General features: G+C 67.5%; 23 protein-coding genes. 17 read left to right on the forward strand and 6 right to left on the reverse strand.

Translation table 11 applies throughout. From position 1 onward, the window contains the following. Positions 1–117 precede the first annotated feature (117 nt). Both HRJ34_RS05480 and HRJ34_RS05485 read left to right on the forward strand, forming a co-directional pair. Positions 118–1,176 (forward strand): tetratricopeptide repeat protein, encoded by a 1,059-nt coding sequence (locus tag HRJ34_RS05480; RefSeq protein ID WP_226949056.1) that lies wholly within the window; start codon positions 118–120, stop codon positions 1,174–1,176. Positions 1,177–1,260: 84 nt separating this feature from the next. After that, positions 1,261–1,581, forward strand: coding sequence for a hypothetical protein (locus tag HRJ34_RS05485; RefSeq protein ID WP_226949057.1), 321 nt, complete (start codon positions 1,261–1,263; stop codon positions 1,579–1,581). Between the two features lie 16 nt (positions 1,582–1,597). On the opposite strand, the gene serB is transcribed toward HRJ34_RS05485, so the two are convergent. Next, positions 1,598–2,476 (reverse strand): phosphoserine phosphatase SerB, encoded by an 879-nt coding sequence (gene serB / locus HRJ34_RS05490; RefSeq protein WP_029549062.1) that lies wholly within the window; start codon positions 2,474–2,476, stop codon positions 1,598–1,600. Between serB and miaA the strand changes: the two genes are divergently transcribed. The 6 genes from miaA to HRJ34_RS05520 all read left to right on the forward strand — a co-directional run bounded on the left by miaA (position 2,469) and on the right by HRJ34_RS05520 (position 8,733). Continuing rightward, on the forward strand, positions 2,469–3,413 hold the full coding sequence (gene miaA / locus HRJ34_RS05495) for a tRNA (adenosine(37)-N6)-dimethylallyltransferase MiaA (RefSeq protein ID WP_029549061.1): 945 nt from the start codon (positions 2,469–2,471) through the stop codon (positions 3,411–3,413). The two genes, serB and miaA, sit on opposite strands and share 8 nt — an antisense overlap. A 62-nt stretch (positions 3,414–3,475) precedes the next feature. Beyond that, positions 3,476–5,230: an acetolactate synthase 3 large subunit gene (locus HRJ34_RS05500; RefSeq protein ID WP_208633534.1), complete on the forward strand. Its 1,755-nt coding sequence runs from the start codon at positions 3,476–3,478 to the stop codon at positions 5,228–5,230. A 42-nt stretch (positions 5,231–5,272) separates the two neighbouring features. Then, positions 5,273–5,788, forward strand: a complete 516-nt coding sequence (ilvN, locus tag HRJ34_RS05505) for an acetolactate synthase small subunit (protein ID WP_011951458.1) — start codon at positions 5,273–5,275, stop codon at positions 5,786–5,788. Positions 5,789–5,912: 124 nt separating this feature from the next. Next, a complete protein-coding gene (gene ilvC, locus HRJ34_RS05510) occupies positions 5,913–6,932 on the forward strand; it encodes a ketol-acid reductoisomerase (protein WP_016747383.1) in 1,020 nt (339 codons plus the stop codon). 101 nt (positions 6,933–7,033) lie between these two features. After that, positions 7,034–7,651 carry a YceI family protein gene (locus tag HRJ34_RS05515; protein WP_030091229.1) on the forward strand — a complete coding sequence of 206 codons (618 nt, stop codon included), beginning with the start codon at positions 7,034–7,036 and terminating at the stop codon, positions 7,649–7,651. A 62-nt stretch (positions 7,652–7,713) separates the two neighbouring features. Next, positions 7,714–8,733, forward strand: coding sequence for a hypothetical protein (locus tag HRJ34_RS05520; protein ID WP_208633535.1), 1,020 nt, complete (start codon positions 7,714–7,716; stop codon positions 8,731–8,733). A gap of 4 nt (positions 8,734–8,737) precedes the next feature. Here HRJ34_RS05520 and HRJ34_RS05525 read toward each other — a convergent pair whose 3' ends face one another. Beyond that, complete coding sequence (locus HRJ34_RS05525) at positions 8,738–9,145, reverse strand: (deoxy)nucleoside triphosphate pyrophosphohydrolase (RefSeq protein ID WP_011951462.1); 408 nt, start codon at positions 9,143–9,145, stop codon at positions 8,738–8,740. Positions 9,146–9,248: 103 nt separating this feature from the next. On the opposite strand from HRJ34_RS05525, the gene HRJ34_RS05530 reads away from it, so the two are divergent. Further along, a complete protein-coding gene (locus HRJ34_RS05530) occupies positions 9,249–9,434 on the forward strand; it encodes a Flp family type IVb pilin (protein ID WP_011951463.1) in 186 nt (61 codons plus the stop codon). Between the two features lie 113 nt (positions 9,435–9,547). Then, on the forward strand, positions 9,548–9,715 hold the full coding sequence (locus HRJ34_RS05535; protein WP_011951464.1) for a Flp family type IVb pilin: 168 nt from the start codon (positions 9,548–9,550) through the stop codon (positions 9,713–9,715). 208 nt (positions 9,716–9,923) lie between these two features. Here HRJ34_RS05535 and HRJ34_RS05540 read toward each other — a convergent pair whose 3' ends face one another. Continuing rightward, positions 9,924–11,363, reverse strand: coding sequence for a M48 family metalloprotease (locus tag HRJ34_RS05540; protein WP_208633536.1), 1,440 nt, complete (start codon positions 11,361–11,363; stop codon positions 9,924–9,926). A gap of 225 nt (positions 11,364–11,588) precedes the next feature. After that, positions 11,589–12,530 carry an acetyl-CoA carboxylase carboxyltransferase subunit alpha gene (locus HRJ34_RS05545; RefSeq protein WP_011951466.1) on the reverse strand — a complete coding sequence of 314 codons (942 nt, stop codon included), beginning with the start codon at positions 12,528–12,530 and terminating at the stop codon, positions 11,589–11,591. 240 nt (positions 12,531–12,770) lie between these two features. Between HRJ34_RS05545 and HRJ34_RS05550 the strand changes: the two genes are divergently transcribed. From HRJ34_RS05550 to HRJ34_RS05575, 6 genes are all read left to right on the forward strand, one after another. Further along, on the forward strand, positions 12,771–13,238 hold the full coding sequence (locus tag HRJ34_RS05550; protein ID WP_226949058.1) for an Hsp20 family protein: 468 nt from the start codon (positions 12,771–12,773) through the stop codon (positions 13,236–13,238). A gap of 345 nt (positions 13,239–13,583) precedes the next feature. Next, complete coding sequence (locus HRJ34_RS05555; RefSeq protein ID WP_011951468.1) at positions 13,584–14,138, forward strand: F0F1 ATP synthase subunit delta; 555 nt, start codon at positions 13,584–13,586, stop codon at positions 14,136–14,138. A 2-nt stretch (positions 14,139–14,140) separates the two neighbouring features. After that, positions 14,141–15,670, forward strand: a complete 1,530-nt coding sequence (atpA, locus tag HRJ34_RS05560) for a F0F1 ATP synthase subunit alpha (RefSeq protein WP_011951469.1) — start codon at positions 14,141–14,143, stop codon at positions 15,668–15,670. 60 nt (positions 15,671–15,730) lie between these two features. Beyond that, on the forward strand, positions 15,731–16,615 hold the full coding sequence (locus tag HRJ34_RS05565) for a F0F1 ATP synthase subunit gamma (protein ID WP_011951470.1): 885 nt from the start codon (positions 15,731–15,733) through the stop codon (positions 16,613–16,615). Between the two features lie 24 nt (positions 16,616–16,639). Then, entirely contained in the window at positions 16,640–18,094 is a 1,455-nt protein-coding gene (atpD, locus tag HRJ34_RS05570; RefSeq protein WP_011951471.1) for a F0F1 ATP synthase subunit beta, read from the forward strand. A gap of 46 nt (positions 18,095–18,140) precedes the next feature. Next, entirely contained in the window at positions 18,141–18,404 is a 264-nt protein-coding gene (locus HRJ34_RS05575; RefSeq protein ID WP_011951472.1) for an ATP synthase F1 subunit epsilon, read from the forward strand. Positions 18,405–18,580: 176 nt separating this feature from the next. Here HRJ34_RS05575 and HRJ34_RS05580 read toward each other — a convergent pair whose 3' ends face one another. Continuing rightward, the gene (locus tag HRJ34_RS05580; RefSeq protein ID WP_029994946.1) at positions 18,581–18,910 is read right to left on the reverse strand and encodes an ArsR/SmtB family transcription factor; all 330 of its coding nucleotides are present in this window, start codon (positions 18,908–18,910) and stop codon (positions 18,581–18,583) included. After that, positions 18,903–19,361: an SRPBCC family protein gene (locus HRJ34_RS05585; RefSeq protein ID WP_208633538.1), complete on the reverse strand. Its 459-nt coding sequence runs from the start codon at positions 19,359–19,361 to the stop codon at positions 18,903–18,905. The genes HRJ34_RS05580 and HRJ34_RS05585 overlap by 8 nt, the downstream gene beginning before the upstream one ends. Positions 19,362–19,540: 179 nt before the next feature. Between HRJ34_RS05585 and HRJ34_RS05590 the strand changes: the two genes are divergently transcribed. Beyond that, complete coding sequence (locus HRJ34_RS05590; protein WP_208633539.1) at positions 19,541–21,361, forward strand: M10 family metallopeptidase C-terminal domain-containing protein; 1,821 nt, start codon at positions 19,541–19,543, stop codon at positions 21,359–21,361. Positions 21,362–21,437: the final 76 nt, after the last annotated feature.

Below are 21,437 nucleotides of genomic sequence, written 5' to 3' on the forward strand. Positions count from 1 at the left end.
CGCGTTGGGGCTATCGCCAGTCGCGTCGAACGCGCTATCACCCCGCGCGAAACCATGCCGAAACATCGGGGGCGATCGAGTATGAGAAGCTTTGTCCTGGGCTGTGCGTTGGCGGCGGTGACCGTTGCCGCACCGGCGATCGCGGGCGTCAAGGAAGGCGTCGAGGCCTGGGCGAAGGGCGATTACCCCACCGCCATCGCCGAATGGCGCGGCCCCGCCGCGGCCGGCGATCCCGATGCCCAGTTCAACCTCGGACAGGCCTACAAGCTCGGCCGCGGCGTGCCGATGGAGCCGGCGACGGCGCTCGACTGGTATCGCAAGGCGGCCGCATCGGGCCATGAGCAGGCGCAGGCGACGCTCGGCCTGCTGCTGTTCCAGAACGGACAGCGCCCCGAGGCGATGACCTGGCTGAAGAAGGCCGCCGACCAGGGCGAGGCGCGCGCGCAATATGTCGTCGGCACCGCCTATTTCAACGGCGACCTGCTGCCCCGCGACTGGCCGCGCGCCTATGCGCTGATGACCCGCGCCAAGGCGGCGAACATCGGCGCGGCGACCACCAGCCTCCAGCAGATGGACCAGATCATCCCGCAGGAGCAGCGCGAGGCCGGCCTCGCCCTCTCCCGCGAGATGGAGCGGACCGCGCAGCTACGAACCAACGACGTCGCCACGCCGGGCATGCCGCTGACCATGCGCAACTCGGTGACGCCGCCGGTCGGCCAGACCAGCGTGCCGCCCTCGACGACGTCGACACCGGTGATGGCCCCCGCTCCGGCGCCGACGGCCGCGCCGACGATCATGGCCCAGGCCGGCGGTACGCCCTGGCGGGCGCCCACCACCGCCCGGCCGCATCGCCGCCGCGCCCGCCCAAAGCCGGCCGGTGCCGAAGAGCGGCCCCCACGCCTGCCCCCCTGCCCCTGCCCCTGTGCCCGCGATCGTCGCGTCGCCGAGTTGCGGCTGGAAGATCCAGCCGGCGCCTTTTCGAGCGCCGACGCCGCGCGCAACGCCTGGACCAGCCTGTCGGCGCGCGCCGGCCTCAAGGCGCTGACGCCGAGCTTCTCGGCAGTCGGCGCGCTGACGCGTCTCCAGGCGGGGCCGCTCGCCTCGCGCGCGGCGGCGAACCAGGCCTGCGCGGCGGTGAAGGCGGCGGGGACCACCTGCTTCCCGGTCGCGCCCTGAGGGGCCGCGTCGGCGGATCGTCGTTAACGCTATCTTGATGGATAAGGGCGATAAGCGCCGGACGTGAAGGTAGCGGAAGCGTGCATGCGGCACTGGCGTGATTTCGATCGGGTTGCAGCGATGGCGAGCCCCTGGCGGCGGCGGCGCGTCTGCCAGCTCATCATCGACGACATCCCCCTGCCCGTGGCGCTGCGCCAGATCGACGCCGGCGGGGCGCGCCTCGACATCGGGACGCCGCTCCCGCTCGGATCGACGGTCGAGCTGCGCCATCCCGAGGCGGGATCGATCCGCGCCCGGATCAGCGAGATCGGCGAAAACAGCCTGCGGATCGCCTTCGACCGCAGCGAAGCCGCCGTCGCCTATGCGCTGGCGGCGATCACCGCCGACATGACCAGCGGCGGCTGATCCCGCCGGATCAGCTTCAGATCACCCAGTCCTTGCGCGCATAGCCCTGCGCATAGAGCAGCGCGGTCAGGTCGCCATGATCGATCCGCGCCCCCGCGGCGGCGGCGGTCTTCGGCTTGGCGTGATAGGCGATGCCGAGTCCGGCGGCCTGGATCATCGGAATGTCGTTGGCGCCGTCGCCGACCGCGAGGCACTGGTCGGGCGACAGGCCGTGCGCGGCGGCCTCGTCGAGCAGGGTGCGGCGCTTGGTCTCGGCACCGACGATCGGCCGGGCGACGGTGCCCGACAGCTTGCCGTCGGCGAACTCCAGCACGTTCGACAGTGCGCGGGTGAAGCCGATCTCGGTCGCCACCCGGTCGGCGAACAGGGTGAAGCCGCCCGAGACGAGGTAACAGTCGGCATCGTTCGCCCGCATCGTCCGCACCAGTTCGCGCGCTCCGGCCATGATCACCACCCGCTCGGCATGGCAGCGGTCGATCACCGAGGCGTCGAGCCCCGCGAGCAGCGCCACCCGCGCGTCGAGCGCGCCTTCGAAGTCGAGCTCGCCGCGCATCGCCCGTTCGGTGATCTCGGCGATCTGCGGCTTGATGCCGGCATAGTCGGCCAGCTCGTCGATGCATTCGATCGTGATCATCGTCGAGTCCATGTCGGCGACGAGCATCCGCCGCCGCCGTCCCGCCGCCGCCTGGACGACCACGTCGACCCCCGCGAATGCCCCTTCCAGCGCCGCGCGCGCCGCCGCCGGATCGCCGTCGAAGCCGAGGTCGCAGGCGATCCCCGGCTCGATCCACGCCGAATCTCCGGTGCGCAGACCGGCGGCGGCGAGGCGATCGGCCGCGGTCGAAATATCCCCCGCTTCGATCCGGTCCGATGCTATCAGCGTGGCGATGAACAAGAGCGTCTCCCCGAAATATCCGGTCGCGCTTATTGCGGGGCCGACCGCCAGCGGCAAGTCCGCATTGGCGATCCGCCTCGCGGAGATCGCCGACGGAGTGGTGGTCAACGCCGATGCGAGCCAGGTCTATGCCGACCTGCGGGTGCTGAGCGCCCGCCCCGATCCGGCCGAGGAGGCGCGCGCGCCGCACCGGCTGTTCGGCTATCGCGACGCGGCCGAGCCTTGCAGCGCCGCCGACTGGGCCGCCGACGCGAAGCGCGCGATCGCCGCGGCGCGCGAGGCGGGCAAGCTGCCGATCCTGGTCGGCGGCACCGGCCTCTATCTGCGCACGCTGATCTTCGGCATCGCGCCGGTGCCCGAGATCGATCCGGCGATCCGCGCCGAGGTGCGCGCGCTGCCGGTCGAGGCGGCCCATGCCGCGCTCGCCGCCGAGGACCCGGCGATGGGCCATCTGCGCCCGCAGGACGCCACCCGCATCGCCCGCGCGCTGGAGGTGATCCGTTCGACCGGCCGGTCGCTGTCGCACTGGCAGGCGGAGCTGACCGGCGGGATCGGCGGCGAGATCGCCGTCGCCGCCGCGATCGTGCTGCCGCCGCGCGACTGGCTGCGCGCGCGCTGCGACGCCCGGTTCGAGGCGATGCTCGATCAGGGCGCGGTCGAGGAAGTGAAGAAGTTGCGCGCGCGCGGGCTTGATCCGATGCTTCCGGCCATGCAGGCTATCGGCGTGCGCGAGATCGCCGCCTGGCAGGACGGGCTGATCGACCGCGAAACGATGGTGGCGAAGGCCCAGGCCGCGACCCGGCAATATGCCAAGCGGCAATATACCTGGTTCCGCCATCAGCCGCCCGCCGCATGGCAGCGGATCGATGCGCAACTCAATGATAACGAGATCGACAAGATTGCAATTAAATTACGCGATGATGCGTTGACAGAGTAGTTTATTACCGATAGGTCCCGCCGCTCGTTTCAATGCGCTGCGACGCACAAGAGGAAGAGACCATGACTGCCGAGATGACGGGGGCCGACATACTGATCCAGGCGCTGAACGACCTCGGCGTCGAGGTCGTCTTCGGCTATCCGGGCGGCGCGGTGCTTCCGATCTACGACGCGCTGTTCAAGCAGAACCGCATCCGCCACATCCTGGTGCGGCACGAGGCCGGCGCGGTGCATGCGGCGGAGGGCTATGCCCGCTCGACCGGCAAGCCCGGCGTGGTGCTGGTGACGTCGGGGCCCGGCGCCACCAACGCGGTGACCGGCATCGCCGACGCGCTGCTGGATTCGATCCCGCTGGTGGTGCTGACCGGCCAGGTCGGCACCCCGCTGATCGGCAGCGACGCCTTCCAGGAATGCGACACGGTGGGCATCACCCGCCACTGCACCAAGCACAACTACCTGGTGAAGGACCCCGCCCTGCTCGGCGACGTGATCCACGAGGCGTTCCACATCGCCACCTCGGGCCGGCCGGGGCCGGTGGTGGTGGACCTGCCGAAGGACGTGCAGGTGGCGAGCGCCGCCTATCGCAAGCCCAGCGTGCAAGCGCTGCCGCACAAGGGCTATCGCCCGCAGGTGAAGGCCGATCCGACGCTGATCGAGCAGGCGGTGGCGATGATCGCCGCGGCCGAGCGGCCGATCCTCTACACCGGCGGCGGCATCATCAATGCGGGTCCGCTCGCCAGCCAGGTGCTGCGCGAGCTGGCGCGCGTCACCGGGGCGCCGGTGACGTCGACGCTGATGGGCCTGGGCGCCTTCCCCGCGTCGAGCGGCCAGTGGCTGGGCATGCTGGGCATGCACGGCACCTATGAAGCCAATATGGCGATGAACAAGGCCGACCTGATCGTCTGCCTGGGCGCGCGCTTCGACGACCGGGTGACCGGCCGGCTCGACGCCTTCGCGCCGCATTCGAAGAAGATCCATGTCGATATCGACCGCTCGTCGATCAACAAGATCGTGCGCGCCGACATCGGCATCGTCGGCGACGTCGGCCGCGCGATGGAGGACATGGTCAAGATCTGGAAGGCGGGCCAGCACCAGGCCCGCAACCTGGCCGCCTGGTACGAGCAGATCGACGCCTGGCGCGCGCGCAAGAGCCTGAAGTTCCCGGCCTCGACCAAGGAGATCATGCCCCAGCTCGCGATCCGCAAGCTGTGGGAGGCGACCCATGCGCTCAAGCCGATCATCACCACCGAGGTCGGCCAGCACCAGATGTGGGCGGCCCAGCATTTCGACTTCGAGGGGCCGAACAAATGGCTCACCTCGGGCGGGCTCGGCACGATGGGCTACGGCCTGCCGGCGGCGATCGGCGCGCAGCTCGGCAATCCCAACGCGCTGGTGATCGACATCGCGGGCGAAGCCTCGATCCAGATGAATATCCAGGAGCTGGGCACGGCGACGCAATATCGCCTGCCGGTCAAGGTGTTCATCCTCAACAACGAATATATGGGCATGGTCCGCCAGTGGCAGGACCTGACCTATGCGGGCCGCTATTCGCAGAGCTACAGCGACGCGCTGCCCGATTTCGTCAAGCTGGCCGAGGCCTATGGCTGGAAGGGCGTGCTGATCGAGAAGCCCGAGGAACTCGACGCCGGCATCGCCGCGATGCTCGAGCATGACGGGCCGGTGATCGTCGACTGCCGGGTGGCGAAGCTGGCCAACTGCTTCCCGATGATCCCGAGCGGCGCGGCGCACACCGACATGATCCTCGAAGCCGACGAGGTGGTCGGCGAGATGGACGACGAGGCCAAGGCGCTCGTCTGATCCCCCTCCCCACCTCCTTCGACCGACACAGAGAAAGACATCATGCACATCAAGCAGGAAGCCACCGAGCGGCACACGCTGTCCGTGACCGTGGACAATGAATCGGGCATCCTCGCCCGCATCGCGGGGCTGTTCTCCTCGCGCGGCTACAATATCGACAGCCTGACGGTGGCCGACGTCACCGAGGACGAGAAGATCAGCCGCATCACCATCGTCACCACCGGCACGCCGCAGGTGATCGAGCAGGTGGTGGCGCAGCTCGACCGGATGGTGCCGGTCCACAAGGTGACCGACCTCACCGCGCTCGCCCCGCATGTCGAGCGCGAACTGGCGCTGGTGAAGGTCGCCGGCACCGGCGATCATCGCATCGAGGCGCTACGCCTGGCCGAGGTCTACCGCGCCCGCGTGGTCGACGCGACCATCTCCAGCTTCATCTTCGAGGTGACCGGCGGCACCGAGAAGATCGACAAATTCCTGGAGCTGATGCGCGAGGTCGGGCTGGTCGAGGTGGCCCGCACCGGCGTCGCCGCGATCGGCCGGGGCAAAGAAGCGCTTTAGGGGCGAGGCGATAAAGCAGGCTCGACGGACGGGCCTGCGCCCGTTAACGGGGCCACCATTCCATTTCAACCAGGCGGCAGTCTCCGCAACCGGATGTCCGGCCGCGTCAGAGGGAAGCAACAATATGCGCGTCTATTATGATCGTGATGCCGACATCGGCCTCATCAAGACCAAGAAGGTGGCGATCGTCGGCTATGGCAGCCAGGGCCACGCCCATGCCCAGAACCTGCGGGACTCGGGCGTCGCCGACGTCGCGATCGCGCTGCGCCCCGGCTCGGCCACCGCGAAGAAGGCCGAAGGCGCCGGCTTCAAGGTGCTGTCGAACGCCGACGCGGCCAAGTGGGCCGACATCGTCATGATCCTGGCGCCCGACGAGCACCAGGCCGCGATCTACAATGACGACCTGCGCGACAATCTGAAGCCGGGCGCGGCGCTCGCCTTCGCCCATGGCCTCAACGTCCATTTCGGCCTGATCGAGCCGCGCGCCGACATCGACGTGTTCATGATCGCGCCGAAGGGCCCCGGCCACACCGTCCGTTCCGAATATCAGCGCGGCGGCGGCGTGCCCTGCCTGATCGCGATCGCCCAGGACGCCAGCGGCAACGCGCACGACGTCGCCCTGTCCTACGCCTCGGCGATCGGCGGCGGCCGTTCGGGCGTGATCGAGACGACCTTCAAGGAAGAGTGCGAGACCGACCTGTTCGGCGAGCAGGCGGTGCTGTGCGGCGGCCTCAGCCACCTGATCATGGCCGGCTTCGAGACGCTGGTCGAGGCGGGCTACGCCCCCGAGATGGCCTATTTCGAATGCCTCCACGAAGTGAAGCTGATCGTCGACCTGATGTATGAGGGCGGCATCGCCAACATGCGCTACTCGATCTCGAACACCGCCGAATATGGCGACATCCACACCGGCCCGCGCGTCATCACCTCGGAGACCAAGGCCGAGATGAAGCGCGTGCTCGACGACATCCAGAAGGGCAAGTTCGTCAAGCGCTTCGTCCTCGACAACCGCGCCGGCCAGCCCGAGCTGAAGGCGAGCCGCAAGCTCGTCGCCGAGCATCCGATCGAGAAGGTCGGCGCCGAACTGCGCGCGATGATGCCCTGGATCAGCAAGAACCAGCTGGTCGACAAGGCCAAGAATTGATCCGATCGCTTCCGGAACCCGAACACAGGGTTTCGGAATAGACGGTTGTCGAAGGGGCGGCAGGCGCTAGTCTGCCGCCCTTTCTCATATGGGAGACGATCATGGTCCGTTCCGCCGCCGCCCTGCTGCTGGGCTTCTCTCTGGTCGCCCTGCCGGTCGTCGCCCAGGTTCCGACGACTCCGCCGGGCATCTCCGACGTGCGCCGCGTGACGGCGGGGACCTATACGGTCGATCCGGGCCACAGCCAGGTGACCTTCACCGTCAACCATCTGGGCTTCAGCACCTATCGCGGCTTCTTCGGATCGCCGACCGGATCGATGACGATCGATCCCAAGGCACCAGCCAAGGCGAAGGTGGCGATCGACATCCCGATGAGCGGCATCACCACCACCGTCAAGGAACTCGACGAGCATCTCAAGGCCGCCGACTTCTTCGATGCGGCGAAATATCCGACCGCCCGTTTCGAATCGACCTCGGTCCGCGTCACCGGTCCCAAGACCGCGAAAATCGCCGGCAACCTGACGGTCAAGGGCGTGACCAAGCCGGTCGTGCTCGACACCGTCTTCGTCGGCGCCGGCACGATGATGGGCAAGCGCACCATCGGCTTCGACGCGACCACCACCGTCAAGCGCAGCGACTTCGGCGTCAGCTACGGCATCCCGCTGGTGCCCGACGCCGTCCCGCTGCAGATCTCGGTCGCCTTCGAGAAGGCCGAATAACGGCCGGCCGCCGGTCGATCGAGGCTGGACAGCGACCCGGAGGCTCCGCCATTCTCTTCCCGATGGCGGGCCCCCTGACATTCTACGGAACCCTGTTCGGTGCGGCCGTGCTGTGCCTGGCATCGCCCGGGGCCAGCGCGGCGGAGGAGGCGCCGACCGTGGCGGAAGCCCCGCCGGACGCCGCGTCGCGGCTGGACCGCGAGATCGCGATGATCCGCAAGGGGCGGCTCGACGAGGCCGAGCGCCTGCTGTCGCGCGATATGGCGGCGGAGCGCAGCCCGCGCGTCCGCGCCGACCTGCTCGCCGCCTTCGCCACGCAGCTCTTCCTCAACGCCCCGAAGCTCGACGATCCGACCTCGGCGCTGGTGCTCGACTATCTGGAGCGCGCGGTGGACGCCTATCGGCTGGTGCTGGGCGCCGGCGATCCCGAGGTCGCGACCGCGCTGATCCGCCGCGCCGAGGTCGAGCGGCTGCTCCATCCCGACGATCCCGCGCTATGGACCGACAGCGCCTATCAACAGGCCTATCGTATCCGTTTCGAACGCCTCGGCGCGACATCGCCGGTGACGCTGGGCACGCTCATCCCGATGGCCGAGCTCGCCGCCCTGCCCTCGCGCACCCAGGGCTATCCGGCGAAGATCGAAGCCGCCGCCGCCATGCTCCGGCAGGCGGCCGAGGGCACCGCGGCGTCGCAGGACGACGGCGCCCGGGCCGTGCACGCCGAGGCGCTCGAAACGTTGCAGCGGTTCGAGGCGGCCTATGGCGCGGGACGGTCCGATGGCCCCCGGCCGCAGATCATGACCGCGGGCGCCGCCCGGCAATGCGTCGGCGTGAACCTCGACGACGCGATCCTCTTCTCGGGCGAACCGGCTCAGTTCGCCATGCTGCGCGACCGCTTCGCGAGGGCGGGGCTCGCGCTGCTCCCCTGCGGATCGATGCTCGCCTTCCCGCTCGGCCCCGGCATCGACCCGACCCCGGTGCTCGACCTGTTGACCGACATCTCGGCGGGCCGGATCAAGGGTCTCTACATGGGCCTTCGCAACCCCGACGAAACGCCTGCTCCGTCGCCGGAGGCTCCGTAACCCTTCAGACCAGCGCGTCGAGGAGCCCGATCAGCGGCTTGTCCGCCGGCGGCATCGGCAGGTTGTGCAGCTCGACCGGGCGGACCCAGCGGAGCGCAGGGGCCTCGATCGCCTGCGGGATGCCGCGCCATTTGCGGCAGATATAGACCAGCAGGATCATGTGCCGTCCGCCCAGCGGCTCGCTGGCGAAGCAGGCGGGGGCGAGGCAGGCCTGCTCGACGCCGATGCCCAGCTCCTCGTGCAGTTCGCGGATCAGGGCGGCTTCGGGGGTCTCGCCCTCCTCGACCTTGCCGCCCGGGAATTCCCACAGTCCCCCCATCGACTTGTCGGCCGGCCGCTGCTGGACGAGCAGCCGCCCGTCGCCGTCGACCAGCGCCGCCGCGACGACGATTAGGGGCTTTCCCTTATCCATTGGTATGAAGGCCTTTAGGGGTTTCTTAATTCGCGACGCCTACGCAATAAGCGTCTGCAGATCAAAGCGATTTGGCACGCCGGTCGCTCGAGGGGAATTCCGCATGGGAAAGGATCGCCGTCACGTGCCGTTCCGCGCCCTCGCCCGCGATTGCCGGGGCGCCACCGCCGTCGAATATGGCCTGATCCTCTCGCTGATCTTCATGGCCATCATGGGCGCGGTCGCGAGCCTGGGCAGTTCGGTCCAAAGCCGCTGGAACGACATCGCCGAGCGCGTCACCTCGATCTGAGCCGCCATTAACGAAATAAAAGGAACTCCCCGCTACGGTGCCAGCGTTGGCCAATGGTTGGAGGCCAGCCGGGCCGGACACACCACCCGAAATCGGGAAGCGGGAGTAGAGATATGAAGTTCGTTGCTAAGCTGCTGAAGAACAACAAGGGTGCCACCGCGATCGAATATGGTCTGATCGCCGCCCTCATCGCCGTCGCCGCGATCACCGCGATGACGAGCCTCGGCAACCAGCTCCAGAAGACGTTCAACAACGTCTCCAACAACATGAAGGCGAGCTAAGGCCACTAGCCTTACGGCTTAGGCTGGCTTCGAGAGGGCGGCGGGAACAACTCGCCGCCCTTTCTGTATGTGTCCAACCGCTTCTCTACGGTCGCCCCAGCGAAGGCTGGGGCCCATGTCTTTCTTCACCCGAGATGGCATCTGAGAAGACCACAGACATGGATGCCAGCCTCCGCTGGCATGACGAATCATGTGTGAGAGCGGTATACTAATTCCGCACGATCACCTTGACCCGTTCGCCGGTGCGCAGCGTGTCGCCCTTCTCCAGGCCGTTGAGCACCAGGAAGCGGTCGAGCGGCGCGTCGGGGAAGGCCATCATCCGCGCGAAGGTGTCGGGGGTCTCGCCCGCCTTGACCTTGAGCACCTTGACGCGCAGCGGGCGGGCGCCCTGCGCCTCGGCCGCCGACAGGCGGCGCATGCTCTCGACCAGCGATTCGAACGGGCCGATCCCCTGCCCCGACCGGGTCAGCGTCACGAAATGATAGGCCGTCGCGCCGTTATCGGGGCGGTAGGCGAACACGCCGACGTCGAGCGGCCCGGCATTGCTGTTCCCCTGGCCGAAGGCGTAGCGGAAATCGACGCCCTTGCCCTTGCCGCCCTGGACCTGGCCATGGCGGATGTTGCCGCCGAGCTTCGAGAAGACCTGGCCGATATAGCCGTCGAGTCCGCCCGAACCGATCGCGCCGCCCGAGAAGCTCGCCTGGCCGCCATTGCCGCTGATCGTCACGGCGGCGTCGGTGTTGTTGACCGCATAGCCGCGCGGCACGGTGAAGGCGAGCCGCTGGGTCGGCAGCTTGAACTCCTGCCCGTCGAGGAAGCCCTTGGCCGGATCGTCTCCCCACACCAGCCCGTCGACCGCGTCGAGCAGCGCGTCGTTGTTGCGCAGGCCCCGGCCGGCCTTGCCGGTCTCCTGCGCCTTGCCGCGCGCGCGCTTCACCCGGTCGACCGAATTGGGATGGGTGCTGGCCCAGGTCGGCAGCGAATTCGCCTTGCCGCTGATCCGCGCGTCGAGGTCCTGCTGCGCGCCCAGCACGCCGAGCATGTCCGACGAGGCGAGCGGGTCATAGCCGGCATTGGCCAGATAGCGGACGCCGAGATCGTCGGCCTGATATTCCTGGGTGCGCGAGAAGCCCTTGGTGATCAGGTCGGCACCGACGCCCGCGCCCCGGCCGATCAGGCTGCCCACCCCCGAATCGCCCGCGACCGCGCCGACGATGCCGGCGAGCACCGAGGTGATCGTCGCGGTCTGCTGTCGCTTGGCCGAGTGGCGCGCGGCGACATGGCCGACCTCATGCCCCAGCACCGAGGCGAGTTCCGCCTCGTCGTTCATGATCGCGAGCAGGCCGCGGGTCACATAGACATAGCCGCCGGGGATGGCGAAGGCGTTGTTGACCGGCGAATCGAGCAGCGTGACGGTGAAGTCGCGCTCCGAGTTGGACAGGCCCGACTGGACCGCGATCTTGCGGCCGACCCGCCCGACATAGTCGGCGGCCGGGCCCTTCATCGCGCCGCCGAATTCCTGGACGAGCTGCGGATGCGCCTCCGCGCCGGTGCGCTTGTCGCTGGCCGAAATCGACTGGACCTGCGCCAGGGCGACGCCGGGAATGGCGACGAGCGACAGACTGGTCCAGAGCAGAAACGTCTTCATGCGATCCTCCCACGCAACCCAACGCAGAAAGCAGATAACCGCCGAACGGTTCCGTTACGACTTTTTCCGTCCGGGAATCATTACGCAATCCATGCCTCTGCTCATCCGTCATTCCCGCGAAAGCGGGAATCCATGGACGGCGGCCCGCAAGAGACCGAATGTCCCGTGACCGTGGATTCCCGCTTTCGCGGGAATGACGAAGAAAATGCAGGGCCGTGGGGCCCGTCAGCCGATGGCGAGGAACTTGTCGCGGCGCGCGGCGCGCAGCGCCGTCGGCTTCTTGCCGGCCAGCTTGTCGAGCTCCTCGCCGATCGCGGCGCCGAGCGCGGCGATCGCGGCGGCCGGATCGCGATGCGCGCCGCCGACCGGCTCCGCCACCACGCGGTCGACCACGCCGAGCTTCTGGAGATCGGCGGCGGTGACCTTCATCGCCTCGGCCGCCTCGGCCGCCTTGTCGCCGGTGCGCCACAGGATCGAGGCGCAACCCTCGGGCGAGATCACCGAATAGACGGCATGTTCGAACATCAGCACGCTGTTGGCCGCCGCGACCGCGATCGCCCCGCCCGAGCCGCCTTCGCCGACGACCGCCGCGACCATCGGCACGCCGAGCGCGAGGCAGGCCTCGGTCGAGCGCGCGATCGCCTCGGCCTGGCCGCGCTCCTCGGCCTGGATGCCGGGAAAGGCGCCCGAGGTGTCGACGAGGCTGACCACCGGCAGGCCGAAGCGGTCGGCCAGTTCCATCAGCCGGATCGCCTTGCGATAGCCCTCGGGCTTGGCCATGCCGAAATTGTGGCGGATGCGCGAGGCGGTGTCGTCGCCCTTCTCATGGCCGATCACCATCACCTTGCGGTCGCCCAGGCGACCGAGGCCACCGATGATCGCCTGGTCGTCGGCGAAGGCGCGGTCGCCTGCCAGCGGCATGAAATCGGTGATGAAGCCGGCAACGTAGTCCTTGAAGTGCGGGCGCTCGGGGTGGCGGGCGACCTGCGTCTTCTGCCACGGCGTCAGCTTCGCATAGGTGTCGCGCAGCAGCTTGTCGGACTTGGCTTCGAGCTTGGAGGCTTCGCTCTCGAGATCGAGCGAACCGGCGTCGGCGGTCGACCGGAGCTCGGCGATGCGCGCCTGCAGCTCGGCGATAGGCTTTTCGAATTCGAGATAGGCAACCATCGGCCCCGGTTAGGCGGGCGCGACGCTCCAGTCAACGAAGCCCGCGCCGCGAAGGCGCGCAAGGCCGAACGGCCGCCCGCGCCTATGCGAGGAGAGCCGACAAAAAACAGCCCTTGAAGCCGGAAAGCCCTTCCCTATCTCGATCCTGCCGGCCGTCGCCAGAAGGGGCGGTGCGGCATGGTCCGGCGGATGCTCCGCGGGCCGACATGGTCAACATCGCTTGATGAGGAAACAGACCCGATGCGTAGCCTTGATTTCGCTCCCCTCCTCCGATCCTCGATCGGCTTCGAGAATCTCAACCGCCTCGTCGACTTCGCGCGCGGCGACGGCGACAGCTATCCGCCCTACAATATCGAGAAGACGGGCGACGGCGCCTATCGCATCCAGATGGCGCTCGCCGGCTTCACCCGCGACGAGATCGACGTCACCGTGCAGGACAATGTGCTGATCATCATCGGCCGCGCCGTCGAGGCCAGCGATGCCGACAAGCGCGAGTTCCTGCATCGCGGCATCGCCAAGCGCGCGTTCGAGCGCCGTTTCCAGCTCGCCGACACCATCAAGGTGACCGGCGCCGGCTATGAGAACGGCCTGCTCAACGTCGAGCTGGTGCGCGAGATCCCCGAGCACAAGAAGCCGCGCCGCATCGCCATCGACGGCGTCGAGCCCCAGTCGGTGATCGACGCGGAGCCGAGCAAGGCCGCCGCGTAGATCGCGACGGGCAGAGGAAAGCCGGGCCGCAAGGTCCGGCTTTCTGATTCTCGCAAGAGCCGTCACCCCAGCGCAGGCTGGGGTCCATGTCTCTCATCGGCCAGATGGCCATCGAGGAGAGAACAGACATGGATGCCAGCCTGCGCTGGCATGACGGATAAGGGACTGACGAACGGGGCCGGAACTGAACTTCGACACCCCCCACCAAACTTCACCGTAACTTGTACCTCAGGTGCCTTGCATAAGGGGGGCACCCCTGCTAACCGGCCCGCGAACCATGCAGGGGCGCCTTCCCGGCGGCCCTTTTTGCGCATGGCCCAACCTTTTTTGGGGGAATGAAAGCGCGTGGAGAATTCCGGCGGTATTCAGGCTAGCCTCAGCGGACGTTATGCGACCGCGTTGTTCGGTCTCGCACGGGACGAAAAGGCGATCGACGCGGTCTCCGCGAGCCTTCAGTCGCTCAAGGCCGCGCTGACCGAATCGGACGACTTCCGTCGGTTGACGACGAGCCCGCTCGTTTCGCGCGACGAGGCGATGAAGGCGGTGGCCGCGACGGCCGCGAGCCTCGGCATCGATCCCCTCACCACCAAGTTCCTCGGCGTGCTCGCGCAGAATCGCCGCCTCGGCCAGCTCGGCGCGGTGATCCGCTCCTTCGGGACGCTCTCGGCCCGACACCGCGGCGAGACCACTGCCGAGGTCACCTCGGCCCACCCGCTGACCGCCACCCAGGTCAAGGCCCTGAAGGCCAAGCTCAAGACCCAGCTCGACCGCGACGTCGCAGTCGATCTCACCGTCGATCCGTCCATCCTCGGCGGCCTGATCGTCAAGATCGGCTCGCGCCAAATCGACGGTTCGATCCGCTCCAAACTGAACTCCCTCGCGATTGCGATGAAAGGCTGAACATGGATATCCGCGCCGCAGAAATCTCCAAGGTCATCCGCGACCAGATCGCCAGCTTCGGCAGCGAAGCGCAGATCTCCGAAGTCGGCCAGGTGCTGTCGGTCGGCGACGGCATCGCCCGCATCCACGGCCTCGACAATGTCCAGGCCGGCGAGATGATCGAATTCTCGAACGGCATCAAGGGCATGGCCCTCAACCTCGAAGCCGATAACGTCGGCGCCGTGATCTTCGGCTCGGACAGCCAGATCAAGGAAGGCGATGTCGTCAAGCGGACCGGCACCATCGTCGACGTGCCCGTCGGCAAGGGCCTGCTCGGCCGCGTGGTCGACGGCCTCGGCAACCCGATCGACGGCAAGGGCCCGATCGTCGCCGAGCAGCGCAGCCGCGTCGAGGTCAAGGCGCCGGGCATCATCCCCAGGAAGTCGGTGCACGAGCCCGTGCAGACCGGCCTCAAGGCGCTCGACGCGCTCGTCCCCGTCGGCCGCGGCCAGCGCGAGCTGATCATCGGCGACCGCCAGACCGGCAAGTCGGCCGTCGCGATCGACACCTTCATCAACCAGAAGACCGCCAACGCGGGCACCGACGAGAGCAAGAAGCTCTACTGCGTGTATGTCGCGATCGGCCAGAAGCGCTCGACCGTCGCTCAGCTGGTCAAGACGCTCGAAGAGAACGGCGCGATGGAATATTCGATCGTGGTCGCCGCGACCGCGTCGGATCCCGCCCCGCTCCAGTATCTCGCGCCGTACACCGGCGTCGCCATGGGCGAGTATTTCCGCGACAACGGCATGCACGGCCTGATCGTCTATGACGATCTTTCCAAGCAGGCGGTCGCCTATCGCCAGATGTCGCTGCTGCTGCGCCGTCCGCCGGGCCGTGAAGCCTATCCGGGCGACGTCTTCTATCTGCACAGCCGCCTGCTCGAGCGCGCCGCCAAGCTGAACGACGCCAACGGCAACGGTTCGCTGACCGCGCTGCCGATCATCGAAACCCAGGCGGGCGACGTGTCGGCCTATATCCCGACCAACGTGATCTCGATCACCGACGGCCAGATCTTCCTCGAGACCGACCTGTTCTACCAGGGCGTCCGTCCGGCCATCAACGTGGGTCTGTCGGTGTCGCGCGTCGGCTCGGCCGCGCAGACCAAGGCGATGAAGAAGGTTGCCGGCTCGATCAAGCTCGAGCTGGCCCAGTATCGCGAAATGGCCGCCTTCGCGCAGTTCGGCTCGGATCTCGACGCCTCGACCCAGCGCCTGCTCAACCGCGGCGCGCGCCTGACCGAGCTGCTCAAGCAGCCCCAGTTCCAGCCGCTGCCCTTCGAGGAGCAGGTCGCGTCGATCTTCGCCGGCGTGAACGGTTATCTGGACAGCATCCCGACCAACGCGGTGACCCGCTTCGAAGCCGGCTTCCTCGCCGAGATGCGCTCGAAGCACGCCGACGTCCTGGCCGCGATCCGCGACAGCAAGGACCTGTCGGCGGACTCGACCGCGGCGCTCAAGTCGGCGCTTGAAGCCTTCGTGAAGACCTTCGCGTAACATACTGATATCTCACCCGGCCTTGCGCCGGGTGAAGCAGGACGGAAGAGACAAGACTAGATGGCAAGTCTCAAGGCCCTCAAGGTCCGCATCACTTCGGTGAAGTCGACCCAGAAGATCACCAAGGCGATGAAGATGGTCGCCGCCGCGAAGCTGCGCCGCGCGCAGATGGCTGCGGAAGCCGGTCGCCCCTATGCCGAGCGGCTGGACGCGGTGATGTCGAGCCTCGCTTCGAAGGTGACGGTCGGGCCGCAGAGCCCGAAGCTGCTCGCCGGGACCGGCAACGACCAGGTTCACCTGCTCGTCGTCGCGACCTCGGAGCGCGGCCTCGCCGGTGCGTTCAACACCAACATCGTCCGTGCCGCGCGCAAGACCGCGGACAGCCTGATCGCGCAGGGCAAGACGGTGAAATTCTACCTGATCGGCAAGAAGGGCCGCGCCGTGCTGCAGCGGCTCTTCCCCGGCAAGATCGTCCACCAGGTCGACCAGAGCCACATCAAGAACGTCGCATTCAGCGATGCCCATATGGTGGCCGAGGACCTGATCGGTCGCTATTCGGCGGGCGAGTTCGATGTCGCGCACCTGTTCTTCGCCAAGTTCCAGTCGGCGCTGGTCCAGGAGCCGACCGAGTTGCAGATCATCCCGGTCCCGCTGACCGCCGACACCGGCGCGGCGGCAACGGGCGCCTCGGCGGCGGTCGAATATGAGCCGGACGAGGAAGCGATCCTCACCGAGCTGCTGCCGCGCAACGTCGCCGTCCAGCTGTTCCGCGCGATGCTGGAGAATGCCGCGTCCGAACAGGGCAGCCGCATGACCGCGATGGACAACGCGACCCGCAATGCCGGCGAGATGATCAACAAGCTGACGATCCAGTACAACCGGACCCGTCAGGCGGCGATCACCACCGAGCTCATCGAAATCATCGCTGGCGCTGAAGCGCTGTAAGAGATCAGAGGCAGGAAACAGACCATGGCTAAAGCCCCCACCACCAAGAATGTCGGCCGCATCTCGCAGGTCATCGGCGCCGTCGTCGACGTCAGCTTCGATGGTTCGCTGCCGGCGATCCTGAACGCGCTCGAGACGACGAACAACGGCAACCGCCTCGTCCTCGAAGTCGCCCAGCACCTCGGCGAAGGCACCGTCCGCACGATCGCGATGGATGCCACCGACGGCCTGACCCGTGGCCAGGAAGTCACCGACACCGGCTCGCAGATCCGCGTCCCGGTCGGCCCGCAGACGCTCGGCCGCATCCTCAACGTCATCGGCGAGCCGATCGACGAGCGCGGTCCGGTCAACGCGACCCAGACCTCGCCGATCCACGCCGAGGCTCCGCTGTTCGTCGACCAGTCGACCGACGCCAGCATCCTCGTCACCGGCATCAAGGTGATCGACCTGCTCGCGCCTTACGCGAAGGGCGGCAAGATCGGCCTGTTCGGCGGCGCCGGCGTGGGCAAGACCGTGCTCATCCAGGAGCTGATCAACAACATCGCGAAGGGCCATGGCGGCACCTCGGTGTTCGCGGGCGTCGGCGAGCGTACCCGCGAGGGCAACGATCTCTATCACGAGTTCCTCGACGCGGGCGTCATCGCCAAGGATGCCGACGGCAACCCGACCCCGGAGGGATCGAAGGTCGCCCTGGTGTTCGGCCAGATGAACGAGCCGCCGGGCGCGCGTGCCCGCGTCGCGCTCTCGGGCCTGACGATCGCCGAATATTTCCGCGACGTCGAAGGCCAGGACGTGCTGTTCTTCGTCGACAACATCTTCCGCTTCACCCAGGCGGGTTCGGAAGTGTCGGCGCTGCTCGGCCGCATTCCCTCGGCGGTGGGCTATCAGCCGACCCTGTCGACCGACATGGGCGCGCTGCAGGAGCGCATCACCTCGACCAACAAGGGTTCGATCACCTCGGTGCAGGCGATCTACGTGCCCGCCGACGATCTTACCGATCCGGCGCCGGCAACCTCGTTCGCCCACCTCGACGCGACCACCAACCTCAACCGCGCGATCTCGGAGCTGGGCATCTACCCGGCGGTCGATCCGCTCGACTCGACCTCGCGCATGCTCGAGCCGCGCATCGTCGGCCAGGAGCATTACGAGACCGCCCGCGCCGTCCAGGAGACGCTGCAGAAGTACAAGTCGCTGCAGGACATCATCGCGATCCTCGGCATGGACGAGCTTTCGGAAGAAGATAAGCTCACCGTGCAGCGCGCCCGCAAGATCCAGCGCTTCCTGTCGCAGCCGTTCCACGTCGCCGAGGTCTTCACCGGCATCGCCGGCAAGTTCGTCGCGATCGAGGACACCGTGAAGTCGTTCAAGGCGGTCGTCGAAGGCGAATATGACCATCTGCCGGAAGCGGCCTTCTACATGGTCGGCGGCATCGACGAGGTTGTCGAGAAGGCCAAGAAGCTGGCCGCCGAAGCGGCCTGATCCCACCCCCTATCCCCTCCCTTGAACCGGAGGGGGGAGACGTAGAATGGCAGACCTGCATTTCGAACTCGTCACCCCGGAAAGGCTCCTCCGCTCGGAGGAGGTCCATATGGTGGTGGTCCCCGGTTCCGAGGGCGACTTCGGCGTGCTCGCGGGCCATGCGCCCTTCATGTCGACGGTCCGCTCGGGCGAACTGGCGATCTACTCGAGCCCGACCACGGTTGCCGCGCGCATCCATGTCGAGGGCGGCTTCGCCGAGGTCAACGAGAAGGGCCTGACGGTGCTGGCGGAGCAGGCGACCGAAGCCTGATCCCCTGCCCCCGCGGCAAAGAAACACGAAAGGCCCGGCGCAGCGATGCGACCGGGCCTTTTCTAATAGCATCGTCATCCCGGCGAAAGCCGGGATCTCCCTTCTTCTCCTTTCCCATGCGGCACGAAGGCAGTGAGATCCCGGCTTTCGCCGGGATGACGGGATGGTGATCCGCTCTACTCCTCGACGAACGCCTTGAGCCGCAGCAGCGCATCGTCCCACTGCGCCGCAACCCGGTCGAGATAAGCGCGCGCCATATCGAGCGGTTCGGGGCGACAGGCGTAGCGGCTCTCCCGCCCATGGCGGAGGCTCTCGACCAGGCCGACGTCCTGCAGCACCCGCAGATGCTTGGTCACCGCCTGGCGGGTCAGGTCGGTGTCGGCGGCGAGCATCGTGATCGAGCGGGTGCGCCCGTCGCTGAGCCGCATCAGCAGCGACAGCCGGGTGCGGTCGCCCAGCGCCGCGAAGATCGGCGCCGGGTCGGTCGCGCGGGCGGTCTCAGCCATCGACGCCGGCATCGACATGCGCGCGGATATTCTCGACCTGCGCGGTCCACCCCCCGCTGTTCATCCGGATCGCCTCGTCGCGGCGATGCGCGGGGATGCGGTCGAAGCCCGATTCGGTGACGATCAGCCGTGTCCCCGCCCCCACCGGTTCAAGCTGGAATTCGACGAGGGTCGGCTCCTCCTGCGAATAGTCGACCGCCGGATCGATCGCATAGGGATGCCAGGTGAAGGCGAAGCGGCGCGGTTCCTCCATCGCGACGATCCGCACGTTCCAGCGGACATGCTCGTAGCCCTCGTGCGTGATGTGCCCCGTCGCCGGCTGGCCCACGACGAAGGGCTGCTCGATCGCGACGCGGAACCATTGCCCGAACTCGCGGTGATCGGTGAGCGCGCGCCACACCCGGTCGATGGGTGCGCGAAGGTCGACGGTGCGTTCGATGGAATTGGTCATGGCAGGCAACCTCCTGATTGCCAGGCATCATGCTCCTTGGGGCATAATATGCAACCATAAAGTTGCATATTATGCCGGCCGCAAGTTCGGTAAGAATCTCCAAACCCGTTTCAGTTCAAACTGAAAGCCGCTCCTTCCTGGTATAAGGTCGGGCACGGCATCACGGGAATCGTCAGCGCATGGCATCGATCAGTTCGCTTCAGCAGACCGAAGTCACCTTCCTGTCCGGGATCAATGCCAGCGGCATTCTCGCCGGCGAAAGCTACTGGACCTGGAACGTCGACAACCCCGCCACCTACAATCCGGCGGACAACTACACCGCCAAATTCGGCGCCGGCACGGCCGGCACCGGCGCCACGATCAGCTATGCCTTCGACATCGCATCGAATTGGAGCGCGGTCGAGCAATCGGCCTTCGCGTCGGCGGCCGCGCTCTGGTCGGCCGTGGCCGACGTCACCTTCGTCCAGGCCAGCCCCGGCACCGCCGAGGTGATCCTGCGGCGCGGGAGCGACGGCCACGCCTCAGGCGGCCAGAACACGTTCTTCCCGGGCAGCACCGGAACGACGACGATCGGCCGCGCGCGGGACGGCGCGATCGAGATCGACACCAGCGCGGCGGGTTTCGGGCCGATCGGCTCGACGTTCAGCGAATATGGCGGCTATCCCTATACGACGCTGGTCCATGAATGGGGCCATGTGTTGGGCCTCGGCCATGGCGGCGCCTATGACGAGAGCCTCGACTTCGGTTCGCCGCGCTACACCAGCTTCGACTCGCGGGCCTGGACGCTGATGTCCTACAACGATCCCGACAGCGGCTTTTCCTGGGGCACGTCGCGCGCCAGCGACGGGTTGCTCTATCGCAACACGCCGGTCACGCCGATGCCGCTCGACATCGTCGCGATCCAGCGGATCTACGGGGTCGCCGTCGATACGCCGCTGTCGGGCGGGCAGGTCTACGGCTTCAACAGCAACATCGCCGGCCCGATCGCCAAATATTTCGACTTCACCCAGAACAGCCGGCCGATCGTCACGCTGTGGAACAAGGGGGTCGGCAACACGCTCGACGTGTCGGGCTTCACCAGCCCCTCGACGATCGACCTGCACGACGGCGGGTTCAGCAGCGTCACCGGCCTGAAGAACGACATCGCGATCGCCTATGGCACCCGGATCGACAGCGCGATCACCGGCCCCGGCAACGACACGATCGTCGGCAACGACAACAGCAACGTCATCATGGCCGGCGCGGGCAACGACTCCATCACCGGCGGCAGCGGCAACGACCATCTCTACGGCGCCGCCTCCCGCGCGGTGCAGGGCGACGGTTCGGACACGATCACCGGCGGCGCCGGCAACGACTATCTCCAGGGCAATGCCGGCGACGACCGGCTCGACGGCGGCACCGGATCGGACCGGATCCAGGGCGGCCAGGGCAATGACAGCATCGTCGGCAATAGCGGCAACGACAGCGTCAACGGCAATCTGGGCAGCGACACGATCGACGGCGGCGAAGGCAATGATTCGCTGCGCGGCGGCCAGGGCGGCGACAGCATCCAGGGCGGCGCCGGCAACGACGTGCTGCTGGGCGACCTCGGCGACGACACGCTGGCCGGCGGCGCGGGCATCGACATCCTCACCGGTGGCGGCGATGCCGACGTCTTCGCCTTCGCGACCGGCGACGCGACCTTCGCCACGAGCGGCGCGCTCGCCTACATGACCGACATGATCGCCGACTTCACCGACGGCGTCGACCATATCCGCCTGGGCTTCGGCGTGCCCAGCGGCGTCGCCTATGATCCCGGCGCGTTCGACACGCTGGCCCAGGCTGTCGCCGCGGCGCAGGCCCGGCTCGATGGCGGCGCGGGCTTCACCGACGTGGCGGTGCTCAAGGTCGGCGGCGACCTCTATCTCTTCTACGATCCGGGCAGCTCGTCGCCGATCGAGGCGATCAAGCTCGCCGGCCTGTCCGATCCGGCCGCGATCAGCGTGGCCGACTTCGTCTGATCGAACCGATGACCAACGCCCAATTAACCGATTCTGAGGGGTTTGCCGTTACCGGATGACCGTTCGGCCGGAACTG

Origin of the sequence: Rhizorhabdus wittichii (assembly GCF_017607425.1) — a bacterium.
GTDB lineage: Bacteria > Pseudomonadota > Alphaproteobacteria > Sphingomonadales > Sphingomonadaceae > Rhizorhabdus > Rhizorhabdus wittichii.

What these genes read in the sequence shown, in the direction of transcription:
- HRJ34_RS05485 (WP_226949057.1), top strand. Translation starts at nt 1,261, where the DNA reads ATGCGGCACTGGCGTGATTTCGATCGGGTTGCAGCGATGGCGAGCCCC.
- HRJ34_RS05575 (WP_011951472.1), top strand. Translation starts at nt 18,141, where the DNA reads ATGGCAGACCTGCATTTCGAACTCGTCACCCCGGAAAGGCTCCTCCGC.
- HRJ34_RS05585 (WP_208633538.1), bottom strand. Translation starts at nt 19,361, where the DNA reads ATGACCAATTCCATCGAACGCACCGTCGACCTTCGCGCACCCATCGAC.
- atpA (WP_011951469.1), top strand. Translation starts at nt 14,141, where the DNA reads ATGGATATCCGCGCCGCAGAAATCTCCAAGGTCATCCGCGACCAGATC.
- HRJ34_RS05535 (WP_011951464.1), top strand. Translation starts at nt 9,548, where the DNA reads ATGAAGTTCGTTGCTAAGCTGCTGAAGAACAACAAGGGTGCCACCGCG.
- HRJ34_RS05580 (WP_029994946.1), bottom strand. Translation starts at nt 18,910, where the DNA reads ATGGCTGAGACCGCCCGCGCGACCGACCCGGCGCCGATCTTCGCGGCG.
- HRJ34_RS05500 (WP_208633534.1), top strand. Translation starts at nt 3,476, where the DNA reads ATGACTGCCGAGATGACGGGGGCCGACATACTGATCCAGGCGCTGAAC.
- HRJ34_RS05590 (WP_208633539.1), top strand. Translation starts at nt 19,541, where the DNA reads ATGGCATCGATCAGTTCGCTTCAGCAGACCGAAGTCACCTTCCTGTCC.
- miaA (WP_029549061.1), top strand. Translation starts at nt 2,469, where the DNA reads ATGAACAAGAGCGTCTCCCCGAAATATCCGGTCGCGCTTATTGCGGGG.
- HRJ34_RS05515 (WP_030091229.1), top strand. Translation starts at nt 7,034, where the DNA reads ATGGTCCGTTCCGCCGCCGCCCTGCTGCTGGGCTTCTCTCTGGTCGCC.
- HRJ34_RS05530 (WP_011951463.1), top strand. Translation starts at nt 9,249, where the DNA reads ATGGGAAAGGATCGCCGTCACGTGCCGTTCCGCGCCCTCGCCCGCGAT.
- HRJ34_RS05525 (WP_011951462.1), bottom strand. Translation starts at nt 9,145, where the DNA reads ATGGATAAGGGAAAGCCCCTAATCGTCGTCGCGGCGGCGCTGGTCGAC.
- HRJ34_RS05565 (WP_011951470.1), top strand. Translation starts at nt 15,731, where the DNA reads ATGGCAAGTCTCAAGGCCCTCAAGGTCCGCATCACTTCGGTGAAGTCG.
- ilvC (WP_016747383.1), top strand. Translation starts at nt 5,913, where the DNA reads ATGCGCGTCTATTATGATCGTGATGCCGACATCGGCCTCATCAAGACC.
- HRJ34_RS05545 (WP_011951466.1), bottom strand. Translation starts at nt 12,530, where the DNA reads ATGGTTGCCTATCTCGAATTCGAAAAGCCTATCGCCGAGCTGCAGGCG.
- ilvN (WP_011951458.1), top strand. Translation starts at nt 5,273, where the DNA reads ATGCACATCAAGCAGGAAGCCACCGAGCGGCACACGCTGTCCGTGACC.
- atpD (WP_011951471.1), top strand. Translation starts at nt 16,640, where the DNA reads ATGGCTAAAGCCCCCACCACCAAGAATGTCGGCCGCATCTCGCAGGTC.
- HRJ34_RS05550 (WP_226949058.1), top strand. Translation starts at nt 12,771, where the DNA reads ATGCGTAGCCTTGATTTCGCTCCCCTCCTCCGATCCTCGATCGGCTTC.
- HRJ34_RS05540 (WP_208633536.1), bottom strand. Translation starts at nt 11,363, where the DNA reads ATGAAGACGTTTCTGCTCTGGACCAGTCTGTCGCTCGTCGCCATTCCC.
- HRJ34_RS05520 (WP_208633535.1), top strand. Translation starts at nt 7,714, where the DNA reads ATGGCGGGCCCCCTGACATTCTACGGAACCCTGTTCGGTGCGGCCGTG.